The organism is Bacteroides sp. AM23-12 (genome assembly GCF_003434395.1).
GTDB lineage: Bacteria > Bacteroidota > Bacteroidia > Bacteroidales > Bacteroidaceae > Bacteroides > Bacteroides thetaiotaomicron.
Genome location: NZ_QTLF01000005.1, coordinates 128,084 through 141,681, shown reverse-complemented (window position 1 = coordinate 141,681; position 13,598 = coordinate 128,084). Strand labels below are relative to the sequence as shown.

At 43.0% G+C, this 13,598-nt stretch carries 5 protein-coding genes; 1 reads left to right on the top strand and 4 read right to left on the bottom strand.

Annotated elements, in window-relative coordinates:
* Positions 1-109 precede the first annotated feature (109 nt).
* A complete protein-coding gene (locus tag DW640_RS07115; RefSeq protein WP_074855729.1) occupies positions 110-2,962 on the bottom strand; it encodes a glycoside hydrolase family 2 TIM barrel-domain containing protein in 2,853 nt (950 codons plus the stop codon).
* A gap of 51 nt (positions 2,963-3,013) precedes the next feature.
* Entirely contained in the window at positions 3,014-6,295 is a 3,282-nt protein-coding gene (locus DW640_RS07110; protein WP_117577707.1) for a glycoside hydrolase family 2 TIM barrel-domain containing protein, read from the bottom strand.
* A gap of 354 nt (positions 6,296-6,649) precedes the next feature.
* On the opposite strand from DW640_RS07110, the gene DW640_RS07105 reads away from it, so the two are divergent.
* Positions 6,650-8,149 (top strand): ATP-binding protein, encoded by a 1,500-nt coding sequence (locus tag DW640_RS07105; protein WP_117577705.1) that lies wholly within the window; start codon positions 6,650-6,652, stop codon positions 8,147-8,149.
* On the opposite strand, the gene DW640_RS07100 is transcribed toward DW640_RS07105, so the two are convergent.
* Both DW640_RS07100 and DW640_RS07095 read right to left on the bottom strand, forming a co-directional pair.
* On the bottom strand, positions 8,146-8,991 hold the full coding sequence (locus DW640_RS07100; protein ID WP_016267663.1) for an AraC family transcriptional regulator: 846 nt from the start codon (positions 8,989-8,991) through the stop codon (positions 8,146-8,148). The two genes, DW640_RS07105 and DW640_RS07100, sit on opposite strands and share 4 nt — an antisense overlap.
* A gap of 213 nt (positions 8,992-9,204) precedes the next feature.
* Positions 9,205-13,446: a malectin domain-containing carbohydrate-binding protein gene (locus tag DW640_RS07095; protein ID WP_187323684.1), complete on the bottom strand. Its 4,242-nt coding sequence runs from the start codon at positions 13,444-13,446 to the stop codon at positions 9,205-9,207.
* Between the last annotated feature and the right edge of the window lie 152 nt (positions 13,447-13,598).

Below are 13,598 nucleotides of genomic sequence, written 5' to 3'. Positions count from 1 at the left end.
AATAATGATTATTCCTCACTTATGACTCTTTTAAACCATTTTATATTTGCTATATTTACATTAAAAAAAGGTACCCAACGCAATGTGAGTACCTTTTTATTTCATTTATTTATTCCATAAACCGGAAAATGATTCGTCCGCTCTGCGGACCATTCACCCATTTAGGCTGCGATGACGGGCCACATAGATCTGTAGAATTTACTTTATTACGTACAGGAGGAATCACATTCAAGACAGAAATTCCACTTTCAGGAAGCGTATAAAGTAAACGGTCACGACCGTCACGCGGCTGATATACTCCGATATAAGCATCCGGAGTTTCATTGGTCAGGCTGATAGTACCCTCTTTCGTGCGGATGTTCATCCAGGAAACACTGCCAAAATATCCTTTGAATTCGGGATATGTGAAAGTTTCACCCGGAATAGGATCGTTATAGTCGTTTTCCCAGACATCATATTGCGTGCCATGAATACGGTTCTGCCATACACGATAGGGCCCCGCTCCCAGCCAGCGTTTACTGATCACCTGATCTTCGGGATAGTCGAAGCAGATTCCCATTAAATCTACCACGCCGGAAAAATTGTAGGTATAATCCAGCACCGCTTCTCCATTTGGATTGATTGTCCATTGCACTTTATCCAGATTACCCAGTTTATAATTGGCAGTAACAATCAGATTGCCTCCGTCTTCTTTTACATCCAGTTTTGTGAATACAGCAGCATCAGGGAATTCGCTGTAGGTACGATCCTTTTCTTTCGCTTTTTCGTCATCGTGATTATAAAACTGATCCAATGAGCGGTCGGCACGACGGGCACCGATGAAGCGAGGTCCGTTGGCAAAGCTGATCTTGCGATTGTTTACGGATACACCTTTCAGCTGACCGTCTTTCTTTGAGAAAATGAAAGTATGGTTCTTCGCTTTTACGGTAAGTTCATTTTCTGTTTCTGTAGAGGTTACCTTATTAGATAAGGGAGAGAGCACTTCATTAGCCTGATTCAGTTTGTTCACAGGGAAAGTCCAGCGCCAAAGTTCATGACCGTATCGGTCGATGGCTGTGAGGAAAAGGGCATCGGCATCCGGAAGGATCGTTGTTTTAATATCCAGCACACCTGCCGAATGGGCTGCAACATCACTTCCTTGTACTTCCCCTTGTTTCAGAACTTGAGCAGTTGTATTAGAAGCATCTGTTGCGGTAGGGAACTTCACCTGTTTCCAAAGGAAACGGCAAGTGTTCAGATTCAGAAAATCATAACGGTTTTCTACAGAGAACTTACCGTCAAACTGTTTGTCGACAGAAGTATTCATGATTTGTACCGGACTCCATAACTGCTTGATTGTGTAGAAACTGCCTTCCTTTTCATGATGTGGTCCTACAATACCGTCAGCGCCGAAATTTCCTTGATTATCAATGAATCCGTCCATATCGACACGCTTCACTCCTTCGTCCGCCAGTACCCAAAGGAAACCACCGATACAGCGGGGGTGTTTACGCATCATTTCCCAATAGTCGTATAATCCGGCACCATGACCGCCATCATACAAACCGTGGAGAAATTCTGTCGGCATAAAGATTTCCGGCAAGCGCATATAGTTCTGACTTTCTCCGTAAGAACGGTAATGCATGGTTTCAAAACCAGAGAAATTGCCTTGCGGATGAATCACCGGACGTTTCTGCGGATCGTACTTGTGAAATTCTCCATCGAGTTCGGTATTCCATCCTTTTTCATTACCATTACTCCACCAGATAATAGACGGGTGGTTAACGTCACGCTCTATCATTCCTTCGATCAGACGTACTCCGGTCGGAGTATCGTATTTACCATGCCAGCCTCCTAATTCATCCATCACATAAAGTCCCAAAGAATCACAAGCTTCCAGAAACTCCGGATCAGCCGGATAGTGACTCAGACGGACGGAGTTCATATTCATGTCTTTCATCAGAAGAACATCTTCGATATTTTTCGCTTTACTTAATGTACGGCCACTTTCCGGATGGAAGCTATGGCGATTGACACCACGTACCATAATGCGTACACCGTTTACGTATAATCCGTCACTTTCGCGTACTTCGATGGTACGAAAACCGAATGTTTCTGTCTCGTTGTGCAGCACTTTTCCGTCTTTGTCCAGCAAAGAAAACTGAGCTTTATAAAGATTCGGCGTTTCGGCTGTCCACAGAGCCGGATCAGAGACCTTGAGCTGTAAAGAAGTCCAGTCTCCTCCCGCTTTTACAGGGACGGTCGTTTCAGTTAGTTTTTTGCCTTTATTGTCCAAAATCTGTGCCCGGATACTCATTCCGTCATTAGACAGATTGGTATAGCAATTGGCACGGAAGGAACCATCCATTTGCGCATCAATGGCGATATGACGTAAATTAATCGCAGGTTTTACTTCCAGAAATACCGGACGGAAAATACCTCCGAAGTTCCAATAATCGGCACGTCGCTCGGCAAGATTCACACTGGCATTTTCGCTTTCCTTTGAAACGGTTACTTCCAGCAGATTCTTTTTTCCATACTTAAGGAAATCTGTGACATTGTATGAAAAACGATAGAAAGCTCCCTGATGTTTCGAGCCGACTTTACGCCCGTTTACTTTAACTTCGGTATCTGTCATCGAAGCTTCGAATACCAGATTTACCTGCTGCCCGCGGAACTTCTCGGGGACCTCAAACTCGTACTTATACATTCCTTTTTCATCGGCGATGCCTTCGGGGAATGCTTTGCCATAAAAGGTGATTCCATACTGATAAGTGCCAAAGCCCTGCAACTCCCAGCATGACGGTACACCGATCTTCGTCCATTTGCCGGAATTGCGTCCGTCAGTACAGAAGAAGTCCCATTCTACCATATCATCACATCCGTGACCGGAAAGGTATTGCCGTTCCGTTTGCGGAAGGGTTTGAGCAGCCAGAGTAGTTGCCAACGCCAAGGTTGATAATAAAGTGGTTACTTTTCTCATTGTTACTTTTATTATTGTGTTAGTTACTATTTATTTGTATCAATTCTTATTTTACTGCTTGCTGATGCGTATATGCAGCGTATGTTCTTTTTTCTCAATAGCATACTTCTTCAGTACGCCCGGTCCGCAGCTGCTATTCCCTAATCCGAGCACGGCTGCGTCCATACTGAGAATAATTTCGGGACGTGGCTTCAGATTGCAGTCATGAGTTTCTTTATATAAATCCTGTGCAGTATAATGCAAAGCAGAGGCAGAAAATACATCCTCTACCGCATCTACACGGATACCTTTATTCCGTTTGTCTGTCAGCGTAAAAAATTGTACTTCTTCCTTATTTCCACTATCCTGCGGACGAGGATAATGTACATACTGTTCTGCTACCGTTCCCTTCCAGAGTCCTATTGCAGCAGATGTCTTGCGATCGGGATAATTATCCTGCGGTCCTCTGCCATACCATGTAAAGGTATTATAGGCAGGAGCCAGACAGAATGCAAGCCCCAAACGAGGCAATTCCGGAAGTACTCCTTGCGGTAAGAAAGTTGTTTTCAGATCAATGACTCCATCGGAAGAAATGGTATAGACGGATGTCGTTGTCACTTTGCCTTCTTTATATAAATTAGTTGTCCGGATACGTACTATGACTGCCCCATCTGCACGTACTTCATGATCAAAAGACTCCAGACTAATCAGAGGATGGTCCATGGCATGCAGTTTCCAGTCTTTTGCCAGCCAGTTTCCGAAACTCTTGTCATTATCTGTCGGTGCACGGAATGCTTGTGTGACGGGCTGAACCGGAAAATCATCCGGATAAGCCAATATTTCCTTGCTATTGTACGTAAGGGAAGTCATACTTCCGGTTCCTTTCTTTTCCCACTGAACTGAAAAGCCGCGTCCGCTAACCGATAAAGATTTATCATCCTCTTTTACTTGCAGCGCTCCTTTATTGATCAGATCGGCAGACAACAAATCTCCTTTCTGTAAGCAGAATTGTTCCCAAGTAACTTCATGACCGGCTTTCGCCCAAAGGGCATCAGATTTCAATACGATGCTTACTTTTAGCTGACAATCAGAAAGCGTATTCGTTGAGTTGCTGTTGTTGCCTTTTCTGTTTAAAGCCTTCTTGTCCGATAAGGAACGGAAAGCTGGTAAAGTAATTGTTTCACTCTCACCCGGAGCGACTTTCGGTAATGTGATTTCTCCCTGTTCTTTCTGTTTACCATCTATTGTCAATGTCCATAAGCAGCGATACTGAGATAAGTCTATATGATGATTCCTGTTTGTAACGATCAATTGTCCATTGTTGACGGCCAACTGAACCGGTGCATATACTTTCTTTACTTCCCAATACTTCGGAGTCGTCTCACGATCACTCATCAATAGACCATTAAAGCAGAAAGCTTTCAGATTCGGCTTATCACCGAAGTCTCCGCCATACGCCACCATAATGCGACCATCAGGCAATTCTTTATAAATTCCCTGATCTACCCAGTCCCATATGAAACCGCCCAGCATACGGGGATTGCTATATATTTCATCCCAATATTCTTTAAAGTTGCCCAACGCATTTCCCATCGAATGGGCATATTCGCTTGTCATTACCGGACGGTCATCATTGGTACGTTCCGCTATTTCCAACAGCCGTTCCCAACGTGCATTTTCCGCGCGTTCTTTGTCTTCTCCTTCTGCAATGCCCGGATTCAGATATTCTTGTTTCACACGGGTATAGAAACGGCTGATCACATCGACCGTCTTCGGATCAGGATTGCCATCTACTCCCTGCGCACCTTCATAATGAACGGGGCGTGTAGGATCAAAATCGTGTAACCATGCAGAAATAGCTGCAAAGTTCGGTCCGTAGCCGCTTTCATTCCCCATACTCCACATCACGATACTTGGATAGTTCTTATCACGTTCTGCCATGCGGACTGCACGGTCCATGAATGCAGCATACCAATCGGGAGTACTTGCCAGTGTCCCGCGCAGACCATGCTCTTCGATATCCGCTTCATCCATCACATAAAGCCCTAAACTATCACAGAGTTCATACCAACGGCTCACATTGGGATAATGGCTGGTACGAACGGCATTGATATTTGCCTGTTTCATCAGCAGTATATCCTGAAGCATTCTTTCTTCACTCATTACGCGTGCCGTCCGTGGATCGTGTTCATGACGATTCACACCTCTGAAGCGAACCGGATTACCGTTAATCAGTAATTGTCCTTTATTGATTTCTACAGTACGGAAACCGACCGACTGCTCCGCCTGTTCTATCACTTTTCCTTCCGCATTCTGCAAAGTCAGGTGTAATTTATAAAGATAGGGTGTCTCCGCTGTCCATCTTTCCGGTGATTTTATCATGGCTGACAGACGTCCTGTCTTACGTGGTCCACGCTGCGGATACCACTCATTCATCCGGCTTGCTTTATGCTCCAGATCCAGTATTTCTTCCACCTCTCCCTGTAACTTTACTATCTCCTTTCCACTTACGTCTTTCAACACAGCTTGCAGGGTATATCCTTTTCCGGTCATACCTCTGTATACACTAAATTGCGGATCGATCTGCAAAATAAAGTCCTTATAATTGCCGGCAGATGCAGGAAGAGTGCGTATTGTATAATCACGCATACGAACATCAGGTGTATGTATCAGATGAATACTACGATGAATGCCGCCAAAACGCCAGAAGTCCTGATCTTCGAGATAAGACCCGTCACTATAACGGTACACTTCCAATGCTATCTGATTCTCACCAGTCTTCAGATAGTCGGTGATGTTAAATTCACTTGGCTCCATACTGCCTTGGCTATACCCTACCCGTTCGCCATTTATCCAGACATAGAAAGCACTCATCATTCCTTCAAAGCGCAAAAAAGTCTGTCCGTCCGCTTCCCATCCCACAGGCAAAACGAATGTGCGCCGATACTGTCCGACCGGGTTTCGTTCTTTATAGGTCGTATAGTCAGCTTTCGGCTCTCCCATTACTCGCGGAGGATCTATCTTAAACGGATAACCTGCAGATACATAAATAGGCGTGCCATATCCATTGACTTCCCAATTGGCAGGAACAGGAAAGTCCTTCCAGTCTTTATCATTAAAATCAGTCTGATAGAAATCTATGATTCTTTCGCCCGGAACAGGAGTCCATCGGAACTTCCATGTTCCGTCCAAAGACATCGAACAGTCTCCTTTCTGTACGGAGAAAGGAGTAAAAGCAGCCCGTGCCGGTTCACGATTAATCTGGAGAACATGATGATTCTCCCAGTCATGCATTGTTTGTGCCTGCATCGGGCAAGCGACCAATGCGCCAAGCAGTAATGTATATATTTTCATTCGTTCTTTTTTCTTCATACCAAGAAGACGGACGAAGGGGCATTTTGTACCCCTTTCTTTTACATTAATATTGAAGAATAATAAAAGGAGAAACACTCTATGAAGGGTTGTCTTGCTTCACACGCACAGTATGAGCATACGATTGAAGATTCGGAACTAAAACTGTAATTAAAATAAGAATATCAATTATTAAAATGCAAACATCGTTTTAACGATTAAGGTCTTGCGAATTAAAATACTCCTTCAGACAGGAGTAAAAACATATATGAATATCGCATTATCTTCCGGGAAATGTTTTTCTTTGTTATACATTCATGTCATTTATCTCATGTTCTGCATTAAAAAACAAAAGAAATGGAAGAGAATAAACAAACACTTTACAATGATGAGTTACTAGATATCCTGCCTGACGGAGTTATTATATTTAATATAAATGGAGAGGTTATCCAGCTTAATCGCCAGGCTCAAACCGAACTTCATGTCCATTCATCAGCCAATGAGATGATGCCTCTTCCAACCAATATCCTTTTCAAATTATTAAATAATAAAGAAGATATTCTTTCTGTCATCTTAGAGAAGATTCGTCAGGGTGAACAAACTTATTCACTTCCTGAACATACTTTCATGCAAGAACAGGTGGATTATACACAATTCCCGATCAGAGGTGATTTTGCAACGATCAAGGAAGATGGCAATCTGAAAAAGATCTTATTCTTTTTTCGTAATATCACTGTAGAACTGACACAGGAGTATATTCTGAACACAGCCTTACAAAGAACCAGGATATATCCGTGGTATTATGATATAAACCGAAGTGAGTTTACCCTCGACAACCGTTATTTCGAACATTTAGGTATTTCGGCCGGAGAAAACAACACTCTGACTATGGAAGAATACGTAAATATGATTCATCCTGACGACCGGCAAGCTATGGCCGACGCCTTTATTGTGCAACTTAGCGGCATGGAAACGTTCGATAAATCTGTCTCCTTCCGCTTGCATCGTGGAGACGGAACTTGGGAATGGTTTGAAGGCCAGTCTACTTATATTGCCAATATCTCAGGGCATCCCTATCGGTTGGTCGGTATCTGCATGAGTATTCAAGAATATAAAGACATAGAGAATACCTTAATCGAAGCACGTAAGAAAGCTGAAGAAAGTGACCGTCTCAAAATGGCTTTTCTGGCAAATATGAGCCACGAGATTCGCACACCACTAAATGCAATAGTCGGCTTCTCTGATGTAATCGGTTCCACTTATGATGAATTAAGCGAGGAAGAACGTGCCGATTTTGTGAGATTAATCAGTATCAACAGCGAACATTTAGTAAGACTGATTGATGATGTACTTGATTTATCCAAGATTGAATCAAATACCATTAAATTTACTTTTACTGACTGTTCTCTTCAATCTCTCATGATGGATATAGAGAAAGAACAAGCTATGAAACCTATATCCGAAATAGAGATCAGAGCATCATTTCCCAATGAAGATGTCTATATTAACACAGATGCTACACGTCTGAAACAAGTCGTATGTAACTTTATTAACAATGCCCGTAAATTTACCGAAAAAGGGTATATTCATTTTGGTTATGCAGTTGACCCAGTCAATGCAGACTTTGTGAATATCTTTGTGGAAGATACTGGGTCGGGGATTCCTCAAGAATGCCAAAAAGAAATATTCGACCGTTTTTATAAAGTAGATACTTTTAAACAAGGAACCGGCCTGGGACTTTCTATCTGCAAAACGATTGTGGAACATTTGCAAGGAGACATCTCCGTAGAGTCTGAAATGGGAAAAGGCAGCCGGTTTATCGTTACTCTTCCATTCGAAAGGCAGACAGAAGATTAATGCCCTCTGTATTCCTGCGGAGTGACACCGGTATGCTGCTTAAAAAATTTATTGAAGAAAGAGATATTGTAGAATCCCAAAGACAAAGCGATATTCTTCACTGGTTCATTACTTGACTTTAAACGAGACTTAGCATCCATCAGAATGACGGAAGCAATGACTTCCAGCGGGGTATTCCCCGCTGCCTTTTTAATTGTTGAACAAAAATGAGGCAGACTAAGTCCCAAATGATCAGCATAAAAGGAGGCACCATGATGAACTGTATAATTCTTCATGACCAGTTGCAGGAACTCCTGGTATATCTCATATTTTCTTGATTGAGTAGATAAATACCGATTGCTCTGTAGCTTATAAATCTCTGTTGCTCCCTGAATAAACATAGTGAGTACAGCCTTTACGATCTCTTTATTGGCCAATGTCTTGGCAGAAGCATACGCAAGAATCAATGACTCATAAAACATCTTATAGCTACAGGCTTGCAATGGAGACAAATTGATAACCGGATTTTCTACTATTATCGGAAGCAGATGCTGGGTGGACTTCATCAGATTTATATTTTCTATGAACTGAGATGAAAAGCCTGCATAATAAATATGAATATCAGATGAAAACTCATGAATTTCCATGAAATAATTAGGTGGCAGAGTGATTAAATCATTTTCGACAATATTATATCGTTCTCCATTAATTGTTGCCTGTATTGTCCCTTTCACACAAAGTATGAAGAATCCTGCCTCTATTTTACAATGAAAATTCTTATACCCATTCAGTAAGTTTATCCCAAATCCTTCTCCCACTATATAATCAACTGTTAAATCGTACCTCGGTATATCGCTTTCCATCGTTATTTTGTTTTTTATTTCAAATATAGAGATTATTTAAAATCTACGCTCGAAATAATTAAAATCCGACTATCGAATCATAAAAAAATAACATATATATTCTATTTATAGGAAAAAGGTTTCAAAATAAGAAACGGGATGCAGAAAGCTATACAAGCTTCTTTGCGTCCCGCTTTTTTACTACTATTGCAAAAGTTCAGTCTGCTAACAGAATTATTGAATATCCAAGGCATCAAAAGCCAGACCTTCCATATTTTCTGCTGAGAGTAATACTTTATAATGTCCGGCGTTGATAAAAGTTCCGGTGGTGGTACTCATCATTTTCCATTTGTCCGGTGTCTCCGGGAAGGTCAGAATGTCTTCTTTGAGCACTACTCCCTTTGAATCGATGAACTTCATTAAAACAGGCATTGGTTTTCCGGTAGTATTCATATATTTAAAGCGAAGGGCATAAACCTGTGCCAGTCCGGTAGAGACATTCCATTCAATACTGTTACCTTTTCCTTTCTCAAAGAATACTCCCGTTTGCTTACGATGTTCTTTTTTACGGAATTTGCCTTTCAGGGTTGCCGCTTCAGCTTCATACGCTACACTGATACGGGCATTCTTGTCTTCGGGAAGCAACTCTTTCGGAGTTTTTTCCATGACTTCTTTGCCGGCCTTCTCCCAATTCCAGTCGGATGCGGGGAATAAAGTCGGTTGCAGATTTGCTTCAACAGAAGCAATGGCAATACCTGAAATCAGAGCCTGTCCTGCTTTCACTTCCGGGAAATGAATCTTCAATACTCCACCTTTTACTGTAGCGTAAACCACCTTCTTACATACTCCGTCGTGACCACTCTCTGCCCAAATATCAAGATCATCCAATACTACCGAGTCATTCACTGCCACATCGAAGATGCGCAACCCCTCACAGTCGGTGGAAGCACTGCCTCCCGTCCCATGCCAAGGCTCTGTGAAATAGAGTTCAATCCGATATGTTCCGTCAGCTACCGGGAAATTGTACTCCAATTGATGACGTCCAAAACGGAAATGCTGGAACAACTTCCAGTCACGGCTTCCCCGAATCGGATCATTCGTCGTACGCTGACTGGCAAGGTATGGATTCAATTCTTTAAAGTTCGCTGCCCATGAACGGGAATAATGGGTATTATCCTGCATCCATAACTGACCGAAACTATCTGTATAGTCGTCTCCTCCACAGTTAATACGGTACAAGTAATTATATCCGTCTTTCCCTTTCAATACAGGTTTCGTATTCTGATATAATACGTCAAAGTGGGGAGCTTGCTCCAGTCCGTTGAGTACAATTATGTCCTCGGCGACCGGTTTCCCTTTATAATATCCTACAGCACGAAGTACATTATAACGAATATCCCGATTCTCCCACATGAAGTGGGTGCCTGTTCCATTATTCTTTTTGCGTCCCAGATAAGCCACTTTGTCATTGACCATGTCGTTATAAAGCAATACGGAATCACAATTGCTGTAAGCCTCGATAGTAGCCCGACGACGTCCTTTCTCGAAACGATCCGTCCAGGTATGTGATACCAGATATACCATCGGGTCCTTTGCCGCCGGCACATAGTTGGCACGATACATATAATATACATCCAGTGGTTCTTCCCACGGAGTCACCAGTCCTTTATAGTTGAACGGACCTACTTTATCTATTTTCCGGAATGCTTCATCCGGCTGGCGACGTCCGGGATTGTCGTGGCTGCTGAAAATCCATTGGAACTGTCCGCAAACACTGTCTTTGGCCTGTTCCGCCAAACGAATCTTTGTTTCCATCAACTGGCACATACGACTTTCGCTCCATACTCCATTCACTTCAAATTCGCCGGGTTCCGTATGCAGATCAATACTTCTCCATGCACCATATTCTCCATTCAGCAACTGGTTCTTCTGCGAAAGTTCCTTTCCGTATTTCGTAACGTCTCCTCCATACGTGCCGCTCCAATTCTGAATTACATTCCAGTCAGTTCCTTCACCGCCGTTACAGGTGGTGATGATACGCATCGTACGTGCTGTCGGGTCCATTTCGCGAATGATTTCACTGCATTCCTGTGCAAATTCACGAGGCAATGTACTTTCATTCTGCAATCCCCATATCACTACTGACGGAGAATTACGTCGTTCCTTCACCCATTGACGAAGCAGTTTTTTAAAGTTCTCTCGAAACTCCGGTGTGTCATACCATACATGGGCAGAAAGTTGTGTCCAAAACAAGACGCCTTCTTCATCCCAATATTTCTGATAATCGAGATGATGGGGCTGATGAGCATCACGGAAGGCGTTGAAGCCTGCCGCACGTATTTGTTTCACTCTCGCAGCTACCTGCTCCCGACTGAAGGCATGACTTTGCCCGAACTGATGCTCATACTCGCATACACCATTGATAAAGACAGGCTTTCCATTCAGATAGAAACGCCCATCTTCGTCATTTCTCTTTACCGGCCAACTGATTGTACGGATACCGAAAGGCGTAGAGATCTCGTCCGTTGTTTTGGTATCACGTTTAATCATACTTGCCAATTTATAAAGATAGGGATTCTCCGTATCCCATAAAACAGGATTCTCTACAGGAGACTGTTGACGAATCACCTTCATCTCTCCCGGTGCCAATGTTACTTTCTCTACTAGACGGAACACTTGTTTACCGTCCGCATTACTCAACTTATTGACTACTTCTATTGTCTCTGTGGTCTTACCATAGTTCTTTACTTCTGTCTCGACAAAGACATTAGCCGCCTTTTCGTCATTCCAGATGTGTACTCCGAAAGGTTCAATACGGATCTCATCTGTGGCCTCCAGCACCACCGGACGGAATATACCTAACGGCTGAGATCCCTCACTGAATCCCCACTCCGACGAACAGCCACCACATACCCACGGCATATCGGCTATCATTTCCGGATGCTCTGCTTTTACTTCCAGACGATTCGTTCCTTGTTTCAATGCATCGGTCACATCCAGCGTCAACGTGGTACGTCCTACCGGATAACGTCCGAAATCATGTCCGTTCACTTTAATAGTAGCATACGTACCTACCCCCTCAAAACGGAGGAAATAACGTTTTTTTAATTGAGAATTGACAGTTGACAATGGACAATTATCGAGGGAGAAGTCTTTCACATACATGGCTGTTCCGTGCAGGTTGCCATGAGTCAGTTGGCGATAACCGTAATAGTCATCCCAATTATGAGGTATTTGACAATTAATAATCGGGGATTGATGATTGCTTTTTGAATTGTCAATTGTCAATTGTGAATTGTCAATTAACCAAGTTTTCCAGCCTTCATTCAGTTCAGTGATCATCCGGCGATTCTTCGTTTCCGGCTTCGGGAAGCGAACGGCAGAGCGTCCCATCGGCTTACTTGTAGCAACAGCAATACCACGCTGTTCGGCATTGTTCACCGCGCAATAAAAATGATAAACTACTCCGTCGTGTTTGATCACATAGCTTTTATGTGCAAATAATTCATCGTAATTCTTAGAAGGAATAATCAAATCAGTTCCATGCCAGTCTGTCCAGTTGACGAGATCATAACTAGCAGCAAACGTATTAAAGGCTTTATACTTGCGTGACGGTTCAAAAGCTGAGAAATAAAACATCACGTACACGTCACCCATCTTTTGAATATGAGCATCACCGGTGATTGTTCCGTCCGCTTCGTGTGCAAAGACCGGATTACCGGGATAACGTTTCCAGGTTTTCATATCCTTGGAAAGTGCGATTCCTACCCGTTCACCCTTTAAATCAGTTTCCGGATGACGTCCTCCCGCATTGTAAAACATCACAAACGGGGCACCCAGTGTTTTGTCTTTATCCCAGTAAACGGTACTTTTATATTGAGTCAACTTTTCCCACCACTGGGCATCTTTATCATGGATGCTCAGAATTGGCTTGTCCAGAGATTCCCATTCATGAGCGGTGGAAATATCTCCTTTGGTAGATGCCAGTCCGACAAAGAGTGGTGCTTTTACAGCTTCATAACCTGTACCTTCTCCACCGATATAAGTCATCCAGTGGCGGCCTTTGTAGGTCTGAAGTTCGTAGCTTCCACCCCACTCCATATCCGGCAGCGCAGGGAATCCTCCACGCTGATTACAATCCCATTTACCGTCCCGATAAGAAAGTATACGTCCTAAGGTACGCCAATCAAGCAGATTATCACTTTCTGCAATCCAGGTTTCGTATCCACGACCATCCGTTCCGGTTTTACCATTATAAACGACATAAGTCATCAGCCACTTGTCTCCCTGACGAAAGACAGTAGGACAATCAATCTTATGATAATTGTCGGTCGGGGCAACAGCAAGTCCGTACTTATAAGGCGTCTTTACCTCTTCATAAATCTGCTCCATCCGTTCCTGCGTGACTTCACGTTGGGCATACAGTGAGCAGCATACGGCAGCTATACTTAAAAATGTCAGTAATAACTTCTTCATTATACTTCTGTCTATCATCTTTTTGTTGAGTTGCCGCTATTTGTTTCAAGCTTTGGAACAAATGGTTTCAAGGCATGAAACTAATAGTTTCAAAGAGAGAAACCAATAGTTTCAAGCCTTGAAACTAAATAGCGGCTTACAGCAATCGTTCA

Excerpts from the sequence above, each read along its gene's own strand:
- DW640_RS07115 (WP_074855729.1), bottom strand. The coding sequence starts at position 2,962 with ATGAGAAAAGTAACCACTTTATTATCAACCTTGGCGTTGGCAACTACT.
- DW640_RS07110 (WP_117577707.1), bottom strand. The coding sequence starts at position 6,295 with ATGAAAATATATACATTACTGCTTGGCGCATTGGTCGCTTGCCCGATG.
- DW640_RS07105 (WP_117577705.1), top strand. The coding sequence starts at position 6,650 with ATGGAAGAGAATAAACAAACACTTTACAATGATGAGTTACTAGATATC.
- DW640_RS07100 (WP_016267663.1), bottom strand. The coding sequence starts at position 8,991 with ATGGAAAGCGATATACCGAGGTACGATTTAACAGTTGATTATATAGTG.
- DW640_RS07095 (WP_187323684.1), bottom strand. The coding sequence starts at position 13,446 with ATGAAGAAGTTATTACTGACATTTTTAAGTATAGCTGCCGTATGCTGC.